We start from the raw sequence: 22,875 nt of genomic DNA, 5'->3' as shown, positions 1-22,875 counted from the left end.
GGTTCTTATACCGTGAACGCCGCTTCTTCCTGCGCGAGAGCAAGGGCGAGCTTCTTCTTCGGGTGCATCACTTTCAGGTATTCATTCGCTTCGGTCAGCATCTGCTCAAGCTCATCGTCGTCCGCGAGCGGGTCATAGTGGCAGAACACGAGTTTTTTCACCGCGGCGTCGCAGGCGAGGTCGATATCGATATTGCATGAGCTGTGGCCCCAGCCGATCTTCGCGATGAGCGAATCGGCGATGGAATACTGCGCATCGGCGATGAGGCAGTCGGCACCGCGGAAGAAATCGACATACCCGCGGAATTCATCGGGCGGGCGGTCCATGAATTCCGAATCGGTGGCGTAGATGACGGTCTTGCCGCCGCGTTCGATGCGGTACGCGTAGCATCCATTGGGGTGATTGAGCGCGTGGATGCGTATAGTGAACCCTTGTATCTCATAGCTTTTGCCCGGTTCGAGTATGGTGGCCGAGCGCGTGGATGCGAGGTCTTCGTATGCGATCGGGAAGAACGGGGGATTGATGTATTTTGATATCGACGAGAGCACATGGTCGTGCCCGCCGTAGAAATGTATCTTGCTGCCGGGGATGAATATGGGCACAAAGAACGGTACGCCGTGTATGTGGTCGACATGGAAGTGCGAAAAGAGTATATGCGCTTCGATGCCGCCGTTCTTCTCGCGCATGAGCTTGTTGCCGATGGCGCGCAGCCCGCTGCCGCCGTCGAGTATGATGCGTTTGTCGCCGTCGGCTATCTCGACACACATGGTATTGCCGCCGTACGTCGTTGAGAACGAGGCGCTCTCGGCTTTCATTTCCTGAGCGATGCCCTTAGCGGAGCTTATTTTTTTCTTGAGAACGGCGTTCATCGCCTGCACGACCTTTCGATTGACCGCATCACCCGAGAGGGGGGTTGGTATCGATCCGCGAACGCCGTAGAACGTGACCGTCATTACCGCCTCAATGACACCGGGGAAAGTTCGCCCCGGCAGACAATAGATATACTTCATTTGTATTATCGGCAGTTGTACGGCTAAAATTTACCGGGAACGGTATATCGCACCCCGATTCTCGGTTTTTCCCTCGGTACGCGCCTGGGCTGCATGTTCCCTCTTATGACCATCGATTCTCGGTCAGTCTTGCCGAGAGTACAGGTTCAGTGTACTATGCCGAAAAGCGGGACATCGTGCGCTATCGCAGCGGAGGCCGAGTATGGCTGAAAAAGGGATAGGTTCGTTCGAGGAATACAGGGCATTGACCTTATCCGCGGTCAATGCGTATAATGCCCGGGATTTCGAGAAGGCCCGGGTGAAATTCACGGCACTTTCGGCGGCGAACCCGGCGAACATCACCGTTCATGAGATATTATGCGCCCTTTGCCTCAGGGCTAAGGACCTTTCCGCGGCCGAAAAGGAATATGCCATTATCCTTCGGTTAGCCGAGGAGCAGCATATACCCATACAGAGGCCGCGTACGTTCAATGAACTTGTGGCGGAGGCCGGCGATGAGAGTATGGCAGTCGCATCGTATCAGTATGCCATCGATGATGCGACGGACGATCCGGTGTTGTCCGTGAAGTCGGCGATGCGTCTGAGCCACATCTATATGGCGCGCGGCGACTATAGAGAGGCGGAAACGATACTGGCACGCATGAAAGAGCGTCTTTTGCAGGGGGCGGGGTGATGGGCGGTGCATCGACGGCGAACGCCGAAAAACGCGAGTATATCCGCATCGGATGCATCGGCCAGAAACCGCCGTTCATGTATAACCCGCAGACCGCATCGCTGCAGATCGATACCGGTCTCATAGCCGCGGTCAGGGATTTTTCCATAGAGATAGAATGGATAAGCTTTGAGGAAGGGATACGAGCATTTCTCGCCCGTGAGGGGTATCGCGACTATGACGGCATACTCGGCGCCATCGTGCGCGGAGAGCGGGATGACTGGCTTACGCTTCAGGAAAAGCGGCCGTTCGTCGCCTGCGGGGAATTCGTGCCGTTCAGCCGGCTCAATTATGTCGAGAACGATGACGTCATGAGCGGGCGGCTTATCACGGAACACTTCATCGATGAGGGGCATGTATCGATAGGGTTCATGAGCCCGTATCCGCATGCCTGGGCGCAGGGGCGATATGACGGCTATATCGGAACGCTCCGTGAACACGGCATGGAGCCGGTGCGCGAGCACATATTCGGGATGGATTGTCTGACCGGAACGCTCGATCCGGTTTTTGTCGGTTTCACGCATCAGCGTTTTCCGGAGATAGCGACGATGTATGTCGAACGCCTGCTCTCGCTTGGAACGAGACCGTCTGCGGTCGTGTGCGCGAACGATAACACAGCAAAGTTCATTATCGCTGCCATGAAGGAGCGCGGGCTTCGTGTGCCGGAAGATATCGCGCTCGCCGGCGTCGATGATGCTATCGAGCGGGGTAATAACCGGTGGCGGACATCGAAGCTCACATCGGTCAGGCAGGACGGATATGCACGGGGGTACTGGAGCGTGGGACTGCTCGTGGATATCATCGAGGGGCGGCGCAACCGCGACGGTCAGTCGATAGAGGTCCCGCCTCGCCTCATCATCCGCGAGACCTCCCTCAAACGGTCGCTCTCGACTGCGGGGCGTACGGCGCTCGCGTTCAGGCGTGCGGTCACGGATTATATCGAGATGAATTTCGCCCGCGACAATGTGCTTCCGGCGGTCGCCCGGCATGTCGGGGCATCGACGGAATATTTCCTGAAAAAGTTCCACAGAACGACCGGTATGAAATTCGGCGCTTACCTGAACGATCTGCGTCTGACAAAAGCGGCGTTCTTCGTCAAGGATACCACGCGCACCATGGTCGATATCCTCTATGATGTCGGGTTCTCGACCGAGAAGACGTTCTATCTCTCGTTCCGCAGGAAATTCGGCTGCTCGCCGCAGACGTATCGCGCGCGGCACCATAAGCGCAGGAAGAAAGGCTGAGCCTCAGCGGTACGAGCGCATCTCGTCGATAGTGCGCCGTTTCTTTTCACGCGGTGCCGAAGCCGGATACCCGAGCGTTATCACAAGATCAAGGTCCGCGCTTTTCGGCACGGCAAGATATTTCCGGAGCGCGCCGTCATTGAACCAGCCGAGCATGCAGGTGCCGAGCCCCTGTTCGGCGGCGGCGAGACAGAAATGCTCCGCGGCAATGCCGATGTCGATGAGGCTGTACTGCACGCGCTTAAGCGCCCCGCCGACACGCGCGATGTATTTCGATCGTTCGGTGAGGACGATGACGAGCACCGGCGCTTCCTTCACGAAACGCCCGGTAACGGCGTGCACGCCGGAGAACGCGGCGTCGCAGGCAGCGTCCTTTTTCTCCGCATCATCGAGAACGATGAATCGCCATGGCTGTGAATTACAGGCGGAGGGCGCGAGCCGTGCCGCCTCAAGACAATATTCTATCGCGTCGCGCGGCACCGTGTCCTCGCAGTATGAGCGCACGCTTTCACGCGTTTTTACCAGATCGATGAATTTCACCGGCTGCGTCTATCGGGGGCCGCGTACCAGTTTCAATTCGCGTACGATCTTGTATATGTCCGCGCGTGTTTCCTGTGTCAGCGCATCCGATGCGTTCTGATCGGCCTTTATGGTGAGGCCCGCGCCGCCGCGGTCGACGACATAGATGCCGTATCGCTGCGCCGCTTCGGCTATAATGCGCCCCCCCGCGGAAAGTTTCATTGCCGAGAGGTCGGCCGACAGCGGAATGGCGAGAAGCGAGCCCATCGGCACGGGGCCCTTGTATCGATCGTTCATGTCGAATGCCATGGCCGGATACACCGCCTGTGTCGTGAGGAGATTCGGCGGGAATGTGCAGGAGAGGGCGTGATCGATGACGCCTGCCGTTACTTCCCCCTCACGGATGAGTCCGGCGTAGTTGGGGATGAGGCTCGCGGTTCGTCCGTTCTCAAGTCCCGAGCCGTCGCTGACAGGGTCGGTGAACCCCGCCATGGTGCCGATGATATCGCCATTTTTACAGACCACGGCGCAGTATACTTCAAGGACTTTTCCATCGGGCTGCCATATCGCCAATTGTCCGTCAGAATCCGGCGACGGAGAGAATGCGTCGTTCGGGACGTATATTTCATCACGCCAGTATGAGTGCACATCATGCACGGCATAGGGGAATGTTCGCTTGCCGGGAGGCGACTGCATCGTCGTTGCATAGTAATTTGCCGGGAAACTGTTCGACGGTACGGACGCCGCTCTGAGCGCATCCTCAATGCTGTCGGGGTTATTGGTATAGGTTACCGCTTTCGATTGGCGCTTCCCGTGCAGTGTATACGGGTGGATGTAGAGCTTTGCCTTGCGTGAGGAGGCATCGGTCGAGTAGACGAACGTTGTCCAGCGATTCTCAAAATTGATACTGCCGAGCGTTTTTTCCAGACCGGGGACATCGTCGTATGCCGTATTCACAGGGAGTTGCCGATTCCATATCGAGTTTGTCGAAAACGGTCTCTTGAACGTATCGGGGGCGGCGATGAGTGCGCTGGCGATGATGAGCACGGTCACGATCAGATCCGAAAGCTTCATGGTGTTCCTCCATGCATGGTCGATACGAACATGCATTATCTATTTCTTTGCACCGATCAGAACGGTGGTCTGCGCGGGCAGCATGGCACGTGTTTTCTCCCACGCGGCTGGCGCGTTCGATGCTATCGACCAGATAGTGATATCATCGAGCTCAACGGCGCCCCCCTTAAGACCGGCGATACCGAAGGCATGCGTGTCCGCTTGTATGCTTTCGTGTTTTCCGTAAAGCATAGGGCCGCCGTCGAATTGGAACAGCGCCTCACCGCCCCGCACTTCCGCGAAGGCCTGATACCACTGGTTCGTCTGCAGGATGAATTTGGCGTCGGCGGCGACCTGAAGTCCGTCATGATCGGCGAGGAGGCGTATGCCGTTCGTCGTCCATTGCACGCGCGTGATGTGATGCCCGAGCTCTATCATCGGTGTGGCGCCCGTATACTGCCCGCCGATGAAACGGAACGAGAAGCGGATGGCGAATTCGACCGGACAGACGGGCAGGCTCAGGCGCGCTTCGGTGCCCTTGTGGTCTTTTCTGCCCGCCTGATATTCCGGGGTGGACGGGCGTCCGCGGAGAACGCCGTCCTCGATGGCCCATCGCGTTCCCTGCTTTATGCTGTAATTGGTCTTGGTCTTATCGAGCGTTCCCGGTGTGCTGAAGTCGGACTGGAATAACACCTTGTCGGTGACGGTCATGAGCGGCTTGAGGTCGGCCGCAAAGGAATAACATGCGAGTATCATGAATGCGATAATGGTTCTCATGGATGACTCCCTGCCGCGATGAAACTCGATCGTGTCTCATAGGCAGGATGATAGTATACGGCGTCGCGAGCGGAGCGTCAAGCAAGGAACGTGCGGATGGGTGAAGGAACAGCGGGTTGCAACCCGCTGTTCCTCTATTCCTGGTGAAGACCCTGGCATTGATTTGACCTTTCAGCGGAAATCTGTACAATTGATGAGGCGTGCTCTACGTCAGGAGGAATGATATGCGGTTCATTATCATCGCGCTTACGCTCGTGTCCGGTGTATTCGCTGCATCGACATACGAAGGTGAATTCCCGCAGGGTATGAGAACAGCCGTTTTCAACGAGACGCGTCTGCGCAGTGCGCCGCGCAACGACGCGAGCAATGTCATTCGCGTGATACCGGCAGGTACAAGAGTGTCCATTATTGAGAAAAGCGATGCGACCATGGCGGGCGGCGGTGTTGTTGCGCCGTGGTATCGTGTCTCGTTGAGCGATGCGGGAAAAGATGCATCGGGATATATGTGGGGCGGGCATCTCGCGCTTGCCGCAGTTGAACGCGGTGCCGATATGTTCGTGATCGGATTGACGAGGTACTCGAAGGGCGATTTCGATGCCGAATGCCGAATGGTGCGCGCCGGAACGATCGTCAAGCGTCTTGCGTTCCGCCCCCACTATTCCGACTCGGGCGATCCGGGAGCGTATTACTATTCGCTTTCCGCTTCCCTGTCCGGTAATCGAGGTGTCGATGGCATTGAGAATATCATCGATGTGCACTGCTGGTTCCCGGCGATGGATTATCCCTATGGGCATATCTGGATAGGCGTCGCGAAGGATGCGCTCTATCCGATCGCGCGTGATACGAGTTTCGAGGAGTCCGGCTCAAAACGGAGCCTCAGGCGATATGTATTTCCCGGTGATCCGTCCGGTGAACGGGGCATCATTGCAATGATAGATGTGCAGTACGTTTTCGACGGCAAGGTCGGCGATTTCACTCTGAAAAGCAGCAATCGCACATCATTCCGCTGGCATAACAACGCCCTCGTCCCGGCAAAGAAATAGTCATTTTCCGCTAAAACATCGCCGTTTCGCGATAGCCGCCCGGGGCGATCGTCCGTATCATTGTTCTATCTCGAAAAAGAATACCACGGCTGCCGCAATAGACTTCGGCGCATCATGGAAGGAGCGATAATATGTACCTCACAGGATTCACCGATGAAGCGGGAATGGATATCGACACGCAGATACGCGTAACGAAAGCCCTCGGCTGGTCGAATATTGAGATGCGCGGCGTGTTCACCGCGAACCTCACCGATATAAGCGATGCTGAGTTCGATATCGTCGTGGAAAAGACAAAGGCTGCGGGGATATCGGTCAATTGTTTCGGCAGCGCGATAGCGAACGGCGGGCGGACGGTGAAGGAAGGCGAGGATGAATACGAACGCGCCATTATCGAGATGACGCGGGCCATACCGCGCATGCATCGCCTCGGATCGAAGATGCTCCGCGGGATGAGCTTTCGGGTGCCCGGTGATGGTGATCATATCGGGAGCGAGTACGAGAAGAAAGTGTTCGCGACGCTCAACCGGCTCGCAAAGATATGCGAGGATGCAGGAGTGATGTACGTTCACGAGAATTGTTCGGGATACGGGAATCTTTCGTATGAACATTCGCTCCGTATGATGGATGCCGTACGGTCGCCCGCGTTCACGCTTGTCTTCGATACCGGTAATCCGTTCATGACACCGGATCGTATCGGGAAACCGCCGTATCAGATGCAGTCGGCATGGGAATTCTATCGTGCCGTGCGTGAGCATGTCGCTTACGTGCATATCAAGGATACCGCCATGGTGAAGGATGCGGCAGGCGATGTGAAGCGGACCTATGTGTTCCCCGGTGAAGGCGCCTGTGAAGTGAAACGTATTGTCGCTGATCTGCTTTCGCGAAGATATGACGGCGGATTCTCCATGGAGCCGCATATGAAACCGGAGCAAATGACGACTCCGCCGGATTTTCCTAATGAGGATGGGAAATTCAATCTGTATTATGAATATGGGAAACGGTTCATGCGGGTTATGGATGAGGTGAAGGCGGAGAGCGCACTCACCCCATCCCCCGGCCCCTTCCCCTCTCTCACAGGGAAGAGAGAGAGGGGCGCCGCGTATTTCGCGGCGGGGATGGGTGAGTGTATTTCTCATTGAAATACCCCTGCACTGACATATACTGTCTTCCGTGACCTACACCATCGCCTTTAATTCTTTCAAGGAAAGTGCATCCGCGATCGAGCTTACACGCGCTGCGGCACAGGCGATCCGCAAGGAAGACAGAAAAGCGGTAATACACGCAGTGCCGATAGCAGACGGCGGTGATGGCACCGTGGAAGCCCTCGTCGCCGCATGTAAAGGCCGTATCGTTCAAGCACGTACGGTCGATCCGCTTTTTCGGAAGATGACCGCTTCGTACGGTATGCTCCCCGGCGGTACGGCAGTCATAGAGATGGCGAAGGCGAGCGGATTGGCGCTGCTCAGGCGTGAGGAAAGGGACCCATTGCGTACGACGACGCTCGGTACCGGCATGCTCATTATGGACGCGGTCAAGCGCGGCGCGAAGACCATTATCGTCGGTATCGGCGGGAGTGCGACCACGGACGCCGGTCTCGGTGTGGCATCGGCGCTCGGGTATCGGCTGCTCGATAATGCAGGGAATGATGTATCGCCGACAGGCGCAGGGCTTTCTACACTTGCGCGCATACTGCCTCCGCGTGAGCGCATAACGGTGAAAGTCATCATAGCCTCCGATGTGAAGAACATGCTTTACGGAAAGAACGGTGCTGCATATATCTATGCCCCGCAGAAAGGCGCATCCCCGGATACGGTGAAGGCGCTCGATAAAGGTCTTATCAATGCGGCAAAGGTCATTAAGCGCGATCTTGGCATCGATGTGCATTCGCTCAAGGGCGGCGGTGCTGCGGGCGGTTTGGGCGCAGGGCTTGCTGCGTTTGCCGGCGGTGTCATGCAGAGCGGCATCGATATGGTGCTCTCGCAGAGCGGTATCGAAGAGAAGATACAGGCATCCGATATCGTCTTTACCGGAGAGGGGGCTGTGGATGCGCAGACCGTGTTCGGCAAGGCGCCGCATGGCGTGGCGGTTTTCTGTAAAAAACACGGAGTGCCGTGCATCATCATAGCCGGGGCGGTCAGGGACGGCGCAGAGTCGCTTTATAAGCACGGCGTGACGGCGCTCTTTTCCATTGCGCCGGGGCCGGTGACGCTTGAGGATTCCATGAAGCATACGCTGAACTATACATCGCGCACCGTTGAGGCTATAGTACGCATGATACGGGATGTCCGATAGAGTGGTATATCGTTCGTCCATGAAAGACGCAGGATGAACGTAAGATGAACGCAGGAACAACGCAGGATGAACGTAGGATAATAAAAGGGGGTATTATGGCAAAAGCTGTCACAAGCGTGATCATTAAGGATCTCTATGGAAGCGCCGGGAATACCGTATTCCGCCGCACGCGGAGCGGAACGGTCACGGTAATGAAAAGACCGGATATGTCGAAGGTGAAATGGACGAAGGATCAGCAGGCGGCGCGGGAGCGGTTCCGGCAGGCGGTCGCGTATGCCCGCGAGGTGATGCGCGATCCGAAGAAACGGAGTGAATTCGAGAAAAAGGCGAAGAAGACGGGAAGGACGGTATATCATCTGGCGATAACCGAGTATTTTCGGAAGAAAGGCTAGATAGGACAGGACGACAGGACGTTCCATTTTGACATCGCGGTGAAAGGGACATATAGTGTTCCATAGAAATACTCTCTCCGACGGAACACAATGAAAAAGATCAAATTCGATGAGCTCTCACTTTCCCCTGAAATGTTCAAGGCCATAACCGACATGGGTTTCGAAGAAGCTACCCCCATACAGTCGCTTTCGATACCCGTGCTCCTTGCCGGCAAGGATGTCATCGGCCAGGCGCAGACGGGCACCGGGAAGACTGCGGCATTCGGCATTCCGCTACTCGAGATGATAGACCCGAAGGACAAACGCCCGCAGGCGATAGTGCTCTGCCCTACGCGTGAACTTGCGATACAGACCGCCGAGGAATTGAAAAGCCTTGCGAAATACAAGACCGGCATATCGACATTGCCGGTGTACGGCGGCCAGCCGATTGGGCGGCAATTCCATGCGCTTGAACGCGGTGTGCAGATAATCATCGGGACGCCCGGGCGCGTCATGGACCACATGGAGCGCGGCACGCTCGATCTCTCGAACGTATCGAAGGTCGTTCTCGATGAGGCGGATGAAATGCTCGATATGGGCTTTCGCGAGGATATCGAATTCATCCTGAAAACGACGCCGGAGGACCGGCAGACGATATTCTTCTCGGCGACAATGCCGCGGCAGTTCATGGAATTGACCAAGCGTTATCAGAAGGATCCCGAGCTCATAAAGATAGTGCACGATAAGGTAAGCGCCCCGAACATCGATCAGGTCTATTTTGAAGTGAAAAGCTTCTTCAAGATGGACCTGCTTACGCGCATACTCGATGTGTACGATCTCAATCTTGTCCTCGTGTTCTGCAATACGAAACGCATGGTCGACGAGGTGGTGACGCATCTGCAGGCACGCGGCTATTCCGCCGAGGGCATACACGGCGATATGAACCAGCAGATGCGCGATCGTGTGATGGCGAAGTTCCGCCAAGGCATCGTAGAGATACTCGTTGCCACCGACGTTGCGGCGCGCGGCATCGATGTCGAGAATATCGAGGCGGTCATCAATTACGATGTCCCGGGCGATGAGGAATATTACGTGCACCGCATCGGAAGGACGGGGCGGGCCGGGAAGGCAGGGCGTTCGTTCACTTTTGCCGCCGGGCGCGAGCTCTACAAGCTCCGGGATATCATGCGCTTCGGCAAGATCGAGATAAAGCGACAGCAGATACCGTCGGTACAGGATGTCGAAGAGACCAGGGTGTCGCAGCTCATGGAAAAGGTGAAGGCCGGCCTCGGGGGGAAGGACCATGAGAAATATGTCACCATGGTCGAGCGTTTCGTGAGCGACGCGACATCATCGCTCGACGTTGCCGCAGTATTATTGAAAATGCTCATGCCGGAGCCGAAAGCCGCGGCACCCCGGACCATGCCGGTGCCTGAACGATCTGAACGGTACGAAGGCAGACGGAACACGAAGCAGGATACTCGCGAAAGAAAAGAAAAGGGATACGACCGCAAAGTCGGCGGCAATGGACCCATGGTGACGCTTGTCATCGATGTGGGTAAAAAGAAGATGATACGCCCCGGTGATATCGTCGGCGCTATCGCAGGGGAGACGGGTGTTGAAGGGAAAGCCATCGGGCATATCGATATTCAGGGTGATAAGACGCTCGTGGATGTGCGCAGCTCGGATGCGGATCATGTCATGGGCATTATGAACACCAAGCGCATCAAGGGCAATGAGATCCGCGTATCAGTGTATAAAAAACACGACTGACGTCTGCTACCGGCGCTGATTCCATAGCAGTGCCAACGCTATTGTTTTTTGGCCCCGGCTTCACACATTGATCCCCTCCATTTTCTCCATGTATTCGCCGTTTTTTACATTGACTATTTCCCGCACGACGTCTACCTTCATCCAGCTCGACACGCTGGTTCATAACGGATTTACGGTAACGGTTCCCAAAGACCCCATTGGTCGAGTGGCCATCGCCGCCTCCGCACTGCATGAGCGCATCTACCTGGCCGGCTGTCGATCTGCAGCCACCGGTATTAGATCAACACTCGTTCAAACCAACGATGCCGCGCTTGCATTATCGGTCAGCGATATGGTTGAAAAGATCGCTTTCGTCGGCTGGGATTTTCCGCCTTCCGCAGCGCTGCGCATCATGGAAGCGGGGGAGTTACAGATTTAACCATAGCTCAGTTTCAGAGTGTTCGTCCGGTTCCCTTGTCAAAATCGATTTCCGCGATAGAATACTATCGTACTCGACGATTCGCCTGTAGCGGGAGCCGATATGAAGTCGATCAATCTCATCCTCGGGAACCATAATCATCAGCCGGTAGGCAATTTCGATTTCGTCATAGAGAACACGTATCAGAACGCGTATAAGCCCTTCCTCGATATGTTCAGGAAGTACAAGGACCTTGTCTTCACCTTCCACTATTCCGGTTCGCTCATCGATTGGATGGAGAAGCATCACCCGGAACATATGGATGACCTCGCCGCGCTCGCGAAGGACGGGCGCATCGAGATGGTGAGCGGCGGCTATTACGAGCCGATACTCCCCGTTATACCGCATCGCGATAAGGTCGCGCAGATGCGTATGTTGAACGAGTATATCGAGAGGCGTTTCGGGCAGAAGCCCAAGGGCGCGTGGATAGCCGAGCGCGTGTGGGAGCCTCATCTTGCGCTGCCCATCGTCGAGGCGGACCTGTCCTATATCGTCGTCGATGATACGCATTTCACGGCGGCCGGTCTTGATGCGACGGAGCTTTTCGGCTATTACACCACCGATGAGGACGATGCGCGCATCAATATCTTCCCCATATCGAAGCTCCTGCGCTATGTGATACCGTTCAAACCGGTCAAGGAGATCATCGAGTTCATCGATTCGCTCGCTACCGAGTCCGGCGACAGGCTTCTCGTGCTCCACGACGACGGCGAGAAATACGGCGACTGGCCGGATACGTATGAATGGATATATACGCGCGACTGGTTGAAGCGTTTCTTCGATGCGCTCTCATCCGAGAAATGGATAAAGCTTACCACGTACAGCGAGTATATGAAAAAGACGCCGCCCGTGTCGCGCATTTATCTTCCGACATCATCGTATCAGGAGATGGGAGAGTGGGTGCTCCCCGCGAAACCGCAGCGTGCGCTCTCAAAAGCCCGGCATGCATTCGCTGAAAATACCGACGTCGAGCCGTTCCTCCGCGGGAGCTTCTGGCGGAATTATTTCGTCAAATACCCGGAAAGCAATAACATGCACAAGCGCATGCTCTACGCATCGCGCATGGTCGAGGCAATGAAAGGAAATACCCGCGATGAAGCGCGCAAAGAGCTTTTCATGGGGCAGTGCAATTGCCCGTACTGGCACGGCACGTTCGGGGGGCTTTATCTCAATCATCTGCGCTATGCGAACTACTCGCACATCATCAAAGCGACGCGGCTTGCGGAAGAAGCGAAGAACGGAGCATCATGGCTCACCGCGGAAGAATCGGATTTTGATCTCGATGGCCATACTGAGATCATCGTTTCCAATCCGGTGCACTCATTGTTCTTTCATCGCATCGGCGGTTCGCTCATAGAATGGGATTACAAGCCCGATCCGATAAATCTCATCGATACGCTTGCGCGCCGTGAAGAAGCGTATCATGAGGAGATACTCCATCCTCGAGCGCCGGCGGGTGGCTCCCAGGAAGGGACGAAGACGATACATGAGATGCAGAAGAAATTCGATCCGTCGGTGCGCGACCTTCTCGTATTCGACCGGGACCGCCGTACGATGTTCATCGACCGCTTTTTCCGCCATATCCCGAGCGCGGCGGAGTTCCGCGACGGTGCGGCGCGCGATATCGGTTCGTTCGCATCCGCGCTGTACGATATGTCGGTCGAACGATCGCGCGATGCGATACGCCTGACGCTTTCCGCCGTCGGCATGGTAGAGGGAAAACCCGTTGCGATCGAGAAAAAGGTCGAATGCCTTCAGGGCGGTGCCATGAACGTGCAGTATACGTTCCGCAATAATGGGAGTGCCGCTGTCGCCGCCGTATTCGCTTCCGAATGCAATGCAACGCTCCTCGCTCCCGATGCCGAGGATAGATACTACTTCTCAATGAAGGGCGGAAAACGCGAGCGTCTCGATGACGGCTGGAAGATGAATTCCACCGGCGAGTACCGCGGGACAGCGCTCGGCGTGGCCGATGAAGGGTATAAGAACATAGCGATCACATGGACGGCAAGGGAGGCGATCGATTTTCTCCGCTCGCCCGTGATTACCGTTTCCGACGCCGTCGATCATTTCGAATCGGCGTATCAGAATTCGTCGATAGCCCTGCTCAAACCGCTGTCGATACCGGCGGGGAAAAGCGCGTCATTCTCGTTCTCGGTCACCGTAGCAGCGCTTTGATCAACGGACGGCGTCACTGAATGAGCGAGTCAAGGAAGGCGACTATTTCTCCCTGTGTGAATTCGTTTCCCGCCTTGTCGCGGAAGGGATACGATATGATGAACGATGTCGTGCTGTCGTTCATTATGGATATATTGAATTTCAGCGCATAGCCCTCGGTCAGTACGATAAAGAATGATTTTCGAAATGCACTTTTGCTTTGCGCCGTTCCCCACATGAGAGAGCCCTCCTGTGATTCTTCTTTATCCGCCGAGCCGTTCATGAGCGCGGAGAACGAGAAGTCACGGGAAGAGCGGGGCATGCTGCCGTAGAACGGTGAACGGGAATAATATTTCTCGTCATACACGTTCTTGAAGAACGTCTCACGCGATGATTGTATGTTCTTCATGAGCCACACGCTTGCAGACGATTTTCGGTAATGATCGACATCGATAGTGAGACCGAATACCGACCATGCTTCCCACGTGTACCTTCTTTCGGACGACGGGTCCTGCTTCGGTTCGGATATTATCCAATGCTCAAGAACCGTGATGGTTCCCAGCTTGTCATATCGGGCTTCAAGCTGAACGGTACGCGTCGTGAGATCGCAGATGTACCGCCGTTCGTGAAGTACCGCTCATAGTACGAAATGGCGCGATTGTACTGCTTTTTCTGCATATAGTGCCTTGCGAGAGACAGAAATTTATCCTTTCCGTCGTCACGTGAAAGCAATTCATCCACTGATTGCCCGTGAAGCAATACCGCACCGGTGAGTATTATCGATATGATAAGGTGTTTCATTGTCATGCCCCTAGTAGGTCAACAGATTGATATACCCGCTGATGTACGATCGCGTCAGCTTTTCATCGTTCACTGTCGCCCTCTTGTATAGGGCAAGCGATACAAGGAACTCGGGCTCGATCACCGATTCTGCAAGAAGGTAGCGCAGCTGTTCATCATCGGTGACCATTTCCGGGATGCCCGATGGTGAATACGGATGGATAGAGGTGAGTATCTCCCCGCTCTTAATGTTCCAATTCGATTGCGAGCCGGCGGGGATATAGGTCGCGCCGAACAGGTAGCAGTCCCTGCCGTCGCAATTCGAGCGGACAATATCGAAATTCAGGAACACTCTCGTGAACGTAGTTGGATCAAAATTCGGTATTAACGGCCGTTCAGTAAGCGCAGCAGTGATGCTGAGGCTTTTTCCCGAACGTACCATATCGATGGGAACACTTTCTCCGATCTCGCGGTTCGTCAGGGCTAGAAATATATCACCGGGGTCGATTATCGGCTTTCCCGAAACAGTGACAATAATGTCGCGGAATTCGATGCCGATTCCCTTCGCCCCGGTACCCTCAGCGACACCCATGACGAAGACGCCCCGCATTACGGGCGTTATGATATTGTATCGGTCCTTGGTCTGCTGGTTTATGGGAAGAACCGTTATGCCGATGAACGGGTATGTCGGGCGTTTTCCACTGCGGATGACCTCGACCGAGCGAGCAGCGAGATGGGACGGGACTGCAAAGTTGAGACCGGTCTTGTTGCGAATAGATGCGTCATTCACGCCGATAACTGCGCCGTTGATGTCCATGAGCGGTCCCCCGGAATTCCCCGGATTGATAGCCGCATCGATCTGAATGAAGGATTGTATCGGCCAGAGATTGCCGCTTGTGTCGCCGCTGCGGTTCACTGCGCTGACGATCCCCGAGGTGAATGTCAGGTCAAGGCCGGAAGGGTTGCCGAGCGCGATGACACGCTTTCCCGGCAGGACGCTTTGAGAGTTCGTGAACCGAAGAAAATTTGTGAACACGCCGCCGCCCTTCACCCTGAGGAGCGCGATATCGATGAATCTATCGATGCCGATTATCTCCGCTTCATATTCACGACGGTCCGCCGTCGTGATGGTTATATGGGTGGCATCATCAACAACATGATGCGCGGTTACAATCTCTCCCCTGCTGCTGATGAAAAATCCGGTACCAGTGCCGGAGTTGCCGCTGCGAAAGCCGCGGACCGTCTTTACGACCGTTGTACTTTTTGAGTATATGGATACGACACTGTTCCTCACGCGCTGCATGACGCCGTCCCCGCCGGTGAATATGCTGTCCTGGGCGAAAAGTGTGCATGCCAAGGAGAGCACGGTGCATAGATAAAAAGCTTTCATTCTCTGAACCCCATATTTATCGTAACTGCGCGCATTCTAACTTAAAGAACGGGCGATGTCAAGATAAGTCTGCGAAAATATTTTCCCGAATTATCATGTGAGAAAATGCAACCACAGAGAACACGGAGTGCACAGAGGGGAGCTGTTTTTTTGTTTTCACCCAATGGTCGATTTTCTAATTTTCTCTCTCTACTCTCTCCTCCATTTCTCCGTGGCCTCTGTGGTGTTCTTGATTTCTATATTTTGCATTTTGATCGCCCTGTCAGATGTGTTGATGCAGCATCGGATCGGTGAGCGCAGCCATGTTGCATTTTCAGGCGGAATACATATAGTACGTTCATTACGCTCGCGGAGTAATGATACGTGGCGACAAAACTGAAAGTGCAGCAGGCGCGCGGTTCCGATGTCGAGGGCATTGTGCGGCTTATCAAACGGTTCTCCGGCGTCAATCTCCTTCTGGCGCGGAGCGAGGATTCCATCTTCCATCACCTCGCCGATTTTTTCGTGGTGCGCACGGGGCGCGAGGTCGTCGGCTGTACGGCGCTCACCATCTATTCACGGCGGTACGCGGAGATCGGTTCGGTCGCGGTGGCGGAGGAATACCAGAAGTCGGGCATCGGGACGATCCTCGTGAACGAGGGGATAGCGCGGGCGAAGCGCATGAAGATAGAGAGCGTGTTCATACTCACCTATGTGCCCAATTTCTTCAAGCAGTTCGGTTTCCATCGCATCGATAAGGAAGAGCTGCCGCATAAGATATGGAAGGACTGCATCAATTGCCGGTATTTCCCTAATTGCAATGAGGTCGCGATGATACTCCCGATCAAGGGGTAGCGGCGTCCGTGTTCGTCGTCCCTTCTTTCGAAAAGAACGGGAGCGCTCCGAATTCTTCTTCCGATATGCGCCCCGCATCGAACATGGCAGCGGCGATAACGCGCCTGCGGTATGCGACCGCAGGGGCGTCCGAATCCGGTCCGAAGCGCCGCGGGTTGATGATGATCGCGGCGAGCCGTATCGACTGCTCGAGCGTGAGCGAGAGTGCGCTCCGGGAATAGTAGTGCTGTGCCGCCGCTTCGGCGCCGTAGACGCCCTCCCCCCATTCGATGGAATTACAGTACAGTTCGAGTATGCGTTTTTTCGAGAGGCGTTCTTCCATCTCCTTCGCATAGATGAATTCCGATATTTTCCGGGTTATCGTTTTTCTCGTGGACAGGTACAGGTTCTTCGCGAGCTGCTGCGTTATCGTCGAGCCGCCGTACACGAATGACCGCGCTCTCCAATTCTCCCGGATAGCACGTGTCAGTCCTCTGTAATCGACTCCGTTGTGCCGGTAGAATTCCGCGTCCTCGGCCAGGAGTATCGCGGTGCGAAGATGCATGCTGATGTTCTCAAGGGGAACGATGATGCGCCGTGCATTGAGGCGTTGTTTCTTCCGGCGGTATTCATCGGCGCGTTCGCTCATGAGCGATGTCTCGCGCGGCGTGGTTTTCACAAGTGCGCGTATTTCGCCGAGACGGCTGATGTCGATGAAGATGGAAAAGCAGAAAAGGAAGACGACCGTCGTCACTCCGGCGATGATGATGAGCTTCGGCCGGGGCTTCATGCCGGCGGGATTATCGGGGTCTCCGAGTGCGGCCGTTCGACGATCCCGTCCTCTCTACAGTATTCGACGTTCTCTTTCGCCTCTCCGATATCGCGTGAAGCGGATGCGATGGCGATGGATACCGGCGGCGCTATCCTCCGGCACTGTATCCGCGCGTGCTTCACCAATGCGAGATGATCGCTTATCTTCGTGATGCGCCCTTTGAGGATGCGCTGTTCGATGCAGATATTGTTGTACTCGCGCATGAGCACCTTCGCTGTTTCATGCTGGTCCGGCGACAGCGCCTTGAGATATTCCCGATGTCCCTTGAGGAAATTCGGCCCGAGCTTGCCGAGGAATTTCTTTATCATGGCCTGATTGTCCTCTTCTTTTGCGGCGTAATTCGTGAGCTTGGCGGCTATTTCATCGCCGTTCCCGCATGCGAGCGCACTGCCGCTCACGACACCGGCGCTTATACCGAGCGCCGCTTCGACCTTCCCGCCGGAAATGGTGCCGGCGTTCGAGGTGATGACGGCGGCGTTCGTCTTTATCCGCGCGTTCTCTATCCGCCCCGAGACGATGTGGCCGTTGGCGAGCACGGTGACACCGATGATGGACGTTGCCGTGATGTCGCCGCCCGAAACGATGCGGTCCTCGGCGCTTCCCTGCACACAACCCTGCACGAATACGCCGACATCGGAGCGCAGGCTCGAGGATATGACATCGCCGAGAACGATGATAGGGCATCTGCTCGTGATGCGCGAGCGTTCGATGTTCCCGCGCACGATGAGCGTTTCGGCGAGCGACGGTTCATCGGCATTGTTCATCGTATGTGTTTCGCGTATGGGCAGTACCGATACGGCGCGGTCGATGACCGTAAGCAGACCCGCGGCCGCAGCCGCGACCGTTCGTTTGTCTTCGCTCAATACCGTGCCGTCCGCCGGGGCGAGCAACGGCTCCTGTGAACCGCGCGGGGAGAGTGTCTTGCCGTACACGTCCTCACCGTCGATCCCCGGTTTCGGGGGCATGATGACGGCGATGGTCGACTGCGCGGCAACGATCGGCAGTTTCTTGAAATCGAAGGCGAGCACGAAGCGGTCGCCGCCGATGAACTGCCGGGTTATGGGGCGTATCGAGAGACGGATGTCCGCCGGGCGCGTATCGATGGGGGCGCTGCCCCTGGCGAAATCGATGACGGCGCCGTCGCCTTTTTTCGCGCTGTCAAAGCCTCTGCGTACCGCGTCCTTATCGAAATCGAGGCGGAAATGCCGGCGTTCTATCTCGCTTAACAGGTCGTTGAGCGAGAATGGGCGTTTTATCGCATTGCAGTCGGGGAGGATGACGCGGGCGCGCAGCTTATCGGGGGAGACAAGGATGACGGGGAATACCGCTACGGGTGCGTTGGGCGTTTCGCCGTACGATATATAGCCGAATTCGACGGCTTTGATGAGCTTCGAATCGCGGTTCATTTCCACGCATTGATCGACGAGCGGAGGGGACGAGGAGGAATCGAATTTCATGACCACATCGCCGGGGCGCACGAAATTCGGGGAGATGATACGTATCACGCGCGACTGATCAGCCGTGGTCACCGCATCCGCTATCGCAGCGCGGTAGTATTGGTCCGTTCGTATCGATTTTTCAAATGAATAGTAGGGCATACCCCGGCCGTATCGTGTAGTTTCTCAATGCAGGCACAATGGTCATACGGGTCATTTCTCTTCTTCGGTCGTCGGCACCTCGTCCGTTCTCGCTTCCTCGGCGTTCTCCCCCTCAGGGCTCACTGGCTTCGGCGCACGCATCGATGCTTCCGCTTCCTTGGCGAGCCGGTCGTAGACATATTTGCAGATGATATTGAGGTCGAATTCCTGTATCTTATAGTATTGGACGGCGGTGACCTTGTCCTTTTTCGCGATGATGAGCGCGGGGGTGGTGGCGCGGGTGCGTTCGATCTGGATCTGGAAATTATTGATGAACTGTTTTACCTGAAGGTCCTCGTCCGAAACGTTGCCGAAGAGACTGAAGGCAACCCCGCCGGCGGAAATATCGATGACCTTGCCGGAGATTATCTTGTGCGTTGACGGCGAACGGAACGTGACGATGATATTGTCCTTCGGGTCGGGCTTGACGCGCACGTGGCGCCGCTCTTTCATCTCGATGTTCGCCTGCACCAGTATCTTCTGGAAACGGGCGAGGAGGTCGCGTTCATTGAACGGCTTGAGGAGATAGCCCGCTACGCCCGCCTTTATCATATCGACGATGAACTGTTTCGACGGTGCATTGATATGGACGATTATCTTCACGCCCTGGAACCGCTGATCGGAACGAAGGAGCTTGATGATCTGGACGATCTCTTTATCCTGTTCGTTCACCTCGAGAACGGCGATATCGAACGGCATCTTGGCGATGGTCGGTATCAGCTCTTTCTTCTCTTTTACTGCGATGACCTCGAAGCCCGCCGGTATCAGCGTCGTGATAAATCCCTCGCGGACTTGCGTGGAAAAATCAAGGATAAGAACACGCATGAACGAAAAGCCTTATTGCTTGGATGTTTAAAACTATACAGGTAAATGAATGACAAGTCAAGCGTTGGTGTTGGCGTGTGTGTGACTTTCTATTGTGGTAACGCAGCGAAATAATTGCATGAGGCCGGAATCAGCAGCCAGACACGAATTACACTAATTTCCACGAATTATTCGTGGTTATTCGTGCAATTCGTGTCTATCCCTCTTGATTTGGCGTCAATCGATCAGAGCATTTCACCTACAAAAAAAATTCACTCACGCTGGCGCTGCGCTGGCTTATGAGGCGCCGTTGGGTTCAATCGATCGCATGATGTCAAGCGTTTCCTTTGCCATGGCCTCATCGATGCGTTCGATCGCGTAGCCGGCATGGATGAGCACATATTCACCGACCGCAATGTCGGGGACGAGTTTGGTGACCACTTCCTGTTCGACCCCGCCGATATCCACGACGCCGCGATCGTCGCCGATAAGCCGTTTCACCTGGCACGGTACGCTGTAACACATCAGTCATGCTCCATCATCGCCACGGCTATCTGCCCGAGGGCGATGCATTCGTCGTTTGGTGCCGTCCCGCGGTGGAGAAAGAGAGTGAGCCCCTCCGCGTCGAAAAGTTCTTTCGCGCGTTCGATAAGGAACGCGTTCTGGAACACGCCGCCGCTCGCACCGAACCGAGTGATCGAGCGTTCATCGCGGAGCGCCATTGCGGTATCGAGCATTGTCCGTGCGATCGAATTGTGGAACCGTGCGGCAATGACGGGCGGCGGGACGTTCCCTCGGATCAACTCGACTATACTAATTATCAATGGGCGAAAGTCAAGGGTATGGATGCCGTCGATGAGCGTATGCCGTTCGTCGCGTGCCGCAGCCTCTTCGAGCGCTATCGCCGCATCGCCCTCATACGTGTTCGTATCGCGGATGCCGGTGAGCGCGGCGACCGCATCGAACACACGCCCCATGCTCGACGTGCGCGGTGCATTGATGCCGTGTTCTATCTGGAAGAGGATATCGTCAAAATCGCCGTTCTGGACAAAGGGGATGGGGAGCGAGAGGAAGTCGCGTCCGAACGTCGCGTAGAGCAGCGCCGCTGCGATGCGGTTGTTGTCGCGTATCGCCATCTCGGACCCGGGGAGCGTGAATTGCGGAAGATGGAGTACGCGGGTGAACACTGTCCCGTCGAAGACGATAACCTCGCCGCCCCAGATGGAATTATCGGTGCCGTATCCGCTTCCGTCGAACGTGAACACCGCTGCCGGGGCTTCTATCGCACGTTCGAGTATGAGCGAGGCGGCATGCGCCACATGATGCTGCACCGGGACGACGGGCGCCTCAAGGCTCGCCGCGAGATGATTGCCGAACTGCGATGAGAAATAGTTCGGGTGCATATCGACGGCGATGACCTCCGGGGCGAACGAGAAGAGCCGTGTCATGTGCTCGATATTGCGCTGCATCTGATAGAAATTCGCGATGGAGCTCAGATCGCCGGTGTATTGGCTTGCGAAGGCGTTCTGCCCGCGGGCGAAGGCGAACACGTTCTTCACATCGCTCCCCATGGCGAGTATCTCCCGGCTTGACGCCGTCGGCATGGGTATCGGTGCCGGCACGAAACCGCGCGATCGGCGCATGAACACCGTGCCTGCCGCGGTGGGGCGTATTATCGAATCGTCAACGCGCGTCACGATGGGGCGGTCATGTACGAGACAGGCATCGATGTCCCCTTCGAACGTCTTCATCATGGTGTAGTTATCGGTCTCTATCGGTTCGTCCTTTTTATTCCCGCTCGTCATGATAAGGAGCGTAATGCCGTGAGCAAAGAGGAGGCGATGGAGCGGCGTGTAGGGGAGCATGATGCCGTACGCGGACGACCGCGGGGCGACATGCATTGAGAGCGGACGCGTACCTTCCGGCACATCCGTTCTCCGCGGGAGGAGCACGATGGGGGCGACGGTCGATGAGAGCAGCCGCGATGCTTCCGCGTTCACGTCGCAGTAGCGCTCGGCGGACGCGGTCGAGTCCGCCATAAGGGCGAACGGTTTCGTATCGCGGCCCTTCATCCTGCGCAGGCGAAGCACCGCATCATCGTTGAACGGGTCGACGGCGATATGGAAACCGCCGATGCTCTTTATCGCGACGATGCGGCCCTCCTTGAGCAACCGCGCCGCTTCTGCTATCGCCGTATCGCTTTCTTCCGCGATGACGGAACCTTTCGCATCGTGAAGCGTCACCCGCGGTCCGCATGCACTGCAGGCGTTCGGTTCGGCGTGGAATCGCCTGTCGTCGATCGCGCGGTATTCCTTCTCACAGCGTTCGCACATCGGGAATTCCTTCATCGATGTGTTCATGCGGTCATAGGGCACCGTCTCGACGATGGAAAAGCGCGGACCGCAATTGGTGCAATTGATGAACGGATAGTGATATTTCGGGTGTGATACATAGAAGAGCTCGCGCGCGCAGTCGCTGCACAGTGCGCTGTCCGGCGGTATGAGCGCTTCCACATCACCGTCGTCCTCGCTTTCTGCTATGATGAGATCATCGATAACCTGATACGGGATATGTTCGATATCGATCGACTCGATGTAGCTGAGCGGCGGTACGCGTTCCCTGATGACGGCAATAAGCGATTCAATGTCGCTGCGCGGGATATTCGTCTCAATGATGACGCCGCGAACGGAATTGTACACGCGGGCATTGATCGTGCGTTCGCTCAGAATGCGATAGAGGAACGGGCGGAATCCCACGCCCTGCACAATGCCTTTGATGATGATGCGGGATGTTTCTGACGGCATGCGGACAGTATATGATAAATTCTGTGGAATGCTACGGGGACACTCACCCATCCCCGCCGCGAAATACGCGGCACCCCTTCCCTCTCTCACAGGGAAGTGAGAGAGGGAAGGGGGAAGAAAAGAAAGTCGCTTTCGATACTGAACACATCCTTTGCAAGTAGGCCCATGATGCTTAGGACTAACTTTCGCTGATATAAAAACAACACGGGCGTATTCGTACGGCGGGGGCGGGTACGGGGTAGAAAAATGCAGACATTCCCCTCAGTCTCCGCCGGCGGGAATTGAAAAGCATATACTTCCCTTCCGCTCCGCCATCATAAAAAAACGAAACCGCATTGCCCTCCATTCCCGATAGACCCGCCGCAGTAATGGCCATCCATGCTTCTCTCGATGTGTCAGTGCATCGT

At 55.8% G+C, this 22,875-nt stretch carries 22 protein-coding genes; 10 read left to right on the top strand and 12 right to left on the bottom strand.

What is annotated here, in order from left to right; genetic code table 11:
- Positions 1-5 precede the first annotated feature (5 nt).
- Positions 6-1,010 carry an MBL fold metallo-hydrolase gene (locus tag AABZ39_07085; GenBank protein MEK6794523.1) on the bottom strand — a complete coding sequence of 335 codons (1,005 nt, stop codon included), beginning with the start codon at positions 1,008-1,010 and terminating at the stop codon, positions 6-8.
- A 202-nt stretch (positions 1,011-1,212) separates the two neighbouring features.
- Between AABZ39_07085 and AABZ39_07080 the strand changes: the two genes are divergently transcribed.
- On the top strand, positions 1,213-1,683 hold the full coding sequence (locus AABZ39_07080) for a hypothetical protein (protein ID MEK6794522.1): 471 nt from the start codon (positions 1,213-1,215) through the stop codon (positions 1,681-1,683).
- Positions 1,683-2,966 (top strand): substrate-binding domain-containing protein, encoded by a 1,284-nt coding sequence (locus AABZ39_07075; GenBank protein MEK6794521.1) that lies wholly within the window; start codon positions 1,683-1,685, stop codon positions 2,964-2,966. Before AABZ39_07080 ends, AABZ39_07075 begins: the two co-directional genes overlap by 1 nt.
- Positions 2,967-2,969: 3 nt before the next feature.
- Here the strand turns inward: AABZ39_07075 and AABZ39_07070 are convergent, their stop codons facing one another.
- Genes AABZ39_07070 through AABZ39_07060 form a run of 3 tightly spaced genes read right to left on the bottom strand, consistent with a single transcriptional unit; the run spans position 2,970 to position 5,315 of the window.
- The gene (locus tag AABZ39_07070) at positions 2,970-3,506 is read right to left on the bottom strand and encodes a nitroreductase family protein (GenBank protein MEK6794520.1); all 537 of its coding nucleotides are present in this window, start codon (positions 3,504-3,506) and stop codon (positions 2,970-2,972) included.
- A gap of 9 nt (positions 3,507-3,515) precedes the next feature.
- Entirely contained in the window at positions 3,516-4,559 is a 1,044-nt protein-coding gene (locus AABZ39_07065) for a hypothetical protein (protein ID MEK6794519.1), read from the bottom strand.
- A 39-nt stretch (positions 4,560-4,598) separates the two neighbouring features.
- Entirely contained in the window at positions 4,599-5,315 is a 717-nt protein-coding gene (locus tag AABZ39_07060; GenBank protein MEK6794518.1) for a hypothetical protein, read from the bottom strand.
- 224 nt (positions 5,316-5,539) lie between these two features.
- Here AABZ39_07060 and AABZ39_07055 point away from each other — a divergent pair, with 224 nt between their 5' ends.
- The 7 genes from AABZ39_07055 (at position 5,540) to AABZ39_07025 (ending at position 13,429) form a co-directional block, all read left to right on the top strand.
- Positions 5,540-6,358 carry an SH3 domain-containing protein gene (locus AABZ39_07055; protein ID MEK6794517.1) on the top strand — a complete coding sequence of 273 codons (819 nt, stop codon included), beginning with the start codon at positions 5,540-5,542 and terminating at the stop codon, positions 6,356-6,358.
- Positions 6,359-6,489: 131 nt separating this feature from the next.
- On the top strand, positions 6,490-7,497 hold the full coding sequence (locus AABZ39_07050) for a sugar phosphate isomerase/epimerase family protein (GenBank protein MEK6794516.1): 1,008 nt from the start codon (positions 6,490-6,492) through the stop codon (positions 7,495-7,497).
- Between the two features lie 31 nt (positions 7,498-7,528).
- Positions 7,529-8,650 (top strand): glycerate kinase, encoded by a 1,122-nt coding sequence (locus tag AABZ39_07045; GenBank protein MEK6794515.1) that lies wholly within the window; start codon positions 7,529-7,531, stop codon positions 8,648-8,650.
- A 95-nt stretch (positions 8,651-8,745) separates the two neighbouring features.
- On the top strand, positions 8,746-9,042 hold the full coding sequence (locus AABZ39_07040) for a hypothetical protein (protein ID MEK6794514.1): 297 nt from the start codon (positions 8,746-8,748) through the stop codon (positions 9,040-9,042).
- A 90-nt stretch (positions 9,043-9,132) separates the two neighbouring features.
- Positions 9,133-10,794, top strand: coding sequence for a DEAD/DEAH box helicase (locus AABZ39_07035; GenBank protein ID MEK6794513.1), 1,662 nt, complete (start codon positions 9,133-9,135; stop codon positions 10,792-10,794).
- Positions 10,795-10,861: 67 nt separating this feature from the next.
- Positions 10,862-11,212: a hypothetical protein gene (locus tag AABZ39_07030; protein MEK6794512.1), complete on the top strand. Its 351-nt coding sequence runs from the start codon at positions 10,862-10,864 to the stop codon at positions 11,210-11,212.
- 102 nt (positions 11,213-11,314) lie between these two features.
- The gene (locus AABZ39_07025) at positions 11,315-13,429 is read left to right on the top strand and encodes an alpha-amylase/4-alpha-glucanotransferase domain-containing protein (protein ID MEK6794511.1); all 2,115 of its coding nucleotides are present in this window, start codon (positions 11,315-11,317) and stop codon (positions 13,427-13,429) included.
- Positions 13,430-13,442: 13 nt separating this feature from the next.
- Here the strand turns inward: AABZ39_07025 and AABZ39_07020 are convergent, their stop codons facing one another.
- From AABZ39_07020 to AABZ39_07010, 3 genes are all read right to left on the bottom strand, one after another.
- On the bottom strand, positions 13,443-13,817 hold the full coding sequence (locus AABZ39_07020; GenBank protein MEK6794510.1) for a hypothetical protein: 375 nt from the start codon (positions 13,815-13,817) through the stop codon (positions 13,443-13,445).
- Positions 13,818-13,936: 119 nt separating this feature from the next.
- Positions 13,937-14,209, bottom strand: coding sequence for a hypothetical protein (locus AABZ39_07015; GenBank protein MEK6794509.1), 273 nt, complete (start codon positions 14,207-14,209; stop codon positions 13,937-13,939).
- 10 nt (positions 14,210-14,219) lie between these two features.
- Complete coding sequence (locus AABZ39_07010; protein MEK6794508.1) at positions 14,220-15,545, bottom strand: trypsin-like peptidase domain-containing protein; 1,326 nt, start codon at positions 15,543-15,545, stop codon at positions 14,220-14,222.
- 396 nt (positions 15,546-15,941) lie between these two features.
- Between AABZ39_07010 and AABZ39_07005 the strand changes: the two genes are divergently transcribed.
- Positions 15,942-16,412, top strand: a complete 471-nt coding sequence (locus AABZ39_07005) for an N-acetyltransferase (GenBank protein MEK6794507.1) — start codon at positions 15,942-15,944, stop codon at positions 16,410-16,412.
- On the opposite strand, the gene mtgA is transcribed toward AABZ39_07005, so the two are convergent.
- The 5 genes from mtgA to hypF all read right to left on the bottom strand — a co-directional run bounded on the left by mtgA (position 16,402) and on the right by hypF (position 22,468).
- On the bottom strand, positions 16,402-17,181 hold the full coding sequence (mtgA, locus tag AABZ39_07000) for a monofunctional biosynthetic peptidoglycan transglycosylase (GenBank protein MEK6794506.1): 780 nt from the start codon (positions 17,179-17,181) through the stop codon (positions 16,402-16,404). The genes AABZ39_07005 and mtgA overlap by 11 nt on opposite strands.
- On the bottom strand, positions 17,178-18,821 hold the full coding sequence (locus AABZ39_06995; protein MEK6794505.1) for a FapA family protein: 1,644 nt from the start codon (positions 18,819-18,821) through the stop codon (positions 17,178-17,180). The genes mtgA and AABZ39_06995 overlap by 4 nt, the downstream gene beginning before the upstream one ends.
- 51 nt (positions 18,822-18,872) lie before the next feature.
- A complete protein-coding gene (locus AABZ39_06990) occupies positions 18,873-19,685 on the bottom strand; it encodes a response regulator (protein ID MEK6794504.1) in 813 nt (270 codons plus the stop codon).
- 276 nt (positions 19,686-19,961) lie between these two features.
- Positions 19,962-20,189 carry a HypC/HybG/HupF family hydrogenase formation chaperone gene (locus tag AABZ39_06985; protein ID MEK6794503.1) on the bottom strand — a complete coding sequence of 76 codons (228 nt, stop codon included), beginning with the start codon at positions 20,187-20,189 and terminating at the stop codon, positions 19,962-19,964.
- Positions 20,189-22,468, bottom strand: a complete 2,280-nt coding sequence (gene hypF, locus AABZ39_06980) for a carbamoyltransferase HypF (GenBank protein ID MEK6794502.1) — start codon at positions 22,466-22,468, stop codon at positions 20,189-20,191. Before hypF ends, AABZ39_06985 begins: the two co-directional genes overlap by 1 nt.
- Positions 22,469-22,875: the final 407 nt, after the last annotated feature.

The organism is Spirochaetota bacterium, from assembly GCA_038043445.1.
GTDB lineage: Bacteria > Spirochaetota > Brachyspiria > Brachyspirales > JACRPF01 > JBBTBY01.
Note: the sequence above shows the minus strand (reverse complement) of the source record. Positions and strands in the feature narration are given on the sequence as shown.

Coding starts and splice junctions, on each gene's coding strand:
- AABZ39_07080 (MEK6794522.1), top strand. CDS start 1,213: ATGGCTGAAAAAGGGATAGGTTCGTTCGAGGAATACAGGGCATTGACC.
- mtgA (MEK6794506.1), bottom strand. CDS start 17,181: ATGAAGCCCCGGCCGAAGCTCATCATCATCGCCGGAGTGACGACGGTC.
- AABZ39_07050 (MEK6794516.1), top strand. CDS start 6,490: ATGTACCTCACAGGATTCACCGATGAAGCGGGAATGGATATCGACACG.
- AABZ39_07075 (MEK6794521.1), top strand. CDS start 1,683: ATGGGCGGTGCATCGACGGCGAACGCCGAAAAACGCGAGTATATCCGC.
- AABZ39_07035 (MEK6794513.1), top strand. CDS start 9,133: ATGAAAAAGATCAAATTCGATGAGCTCTCACTTTCCCCTGAAATGTTC.
- AABZ39_07065 (MEK6794519.1), bottom strand. CDS start 4,559: ATGAAGCTTTCGGATCTGATCGTGACCGTGCTCATCATCGCCAGCGCA.
- AABZ39_06990 (MEK6794504.1), bottom strand. CDS start 19,685: ATGCGTGTTCTTATCCTTGATTTTTCCACGCAAGTCCGCGAGGGATTT.
- AABZ39_07025 (MEK6794511.1), top strand. CDS start 11,315: ATGAAGTCGATCAATCTCATCCTCGGGAACCATAATCATCAGCCGGTA.
- AABZ39_07060 (MEK6794518.1), bottom strand. CDS start 5,315: ATGAGAACCATTATCGCATTCATGATACTCGCATGTTATTCCTTTGCG.
- AABZ39_07020 (MEK6794510.1), bottom strand. CDS start 13,817: ATGAAGAACATACAATCATCGCGTGAGACGTTCTTCAAGAACGTGTAT.
- hypF (MEK6794502.1), bottom strand. CDS start 22,468: ATGCCGTCAGAAACATCCCGCATCATCATCAAAGGCATTGTGCAGGGC.
- AABZ39_07015 (MEK6794509.1), bottom strand. CDS start 14,209: ATGAAACACCTTATCATATCGATAATACTCACCGGTGCGGTATTGCTT.
- AABZ39_07055 (MEK6794517.1), top strand. CDS start 5,540: ATGCGGTTCATTATCATCGCGCTTACGCTCGTGTCCGGTGTATTCGCT.
- AABZ39_07085 (MEK6794523.1), bottom strand. CDS start 1,010: ATGAAGTATATCTATTGTCTGCCGGGGCGAACTTTCCCCGGTGTCATT.
- AABZ39_06995 (MEK6794505.1), bottom strand. CDS start 18,821: ATGCCCTACTATTCATTTGAAAAATCGATACGAACGGACCAATACTAC.
- AABZ39_07040 (MEK6794514.1), top strand. CDS start 8,746: ATGGCAAAAGCTGTCACAAGCGTGATCATTAAGGATCTCTATGGAAGC.
- AABZ39_06985 (MEK6794503.1), bottom strand. CDS start 20,189: ATGTGTTACAGCGTACCGTGCCAGGTGAAACGGCTTATCGGCGACGAT.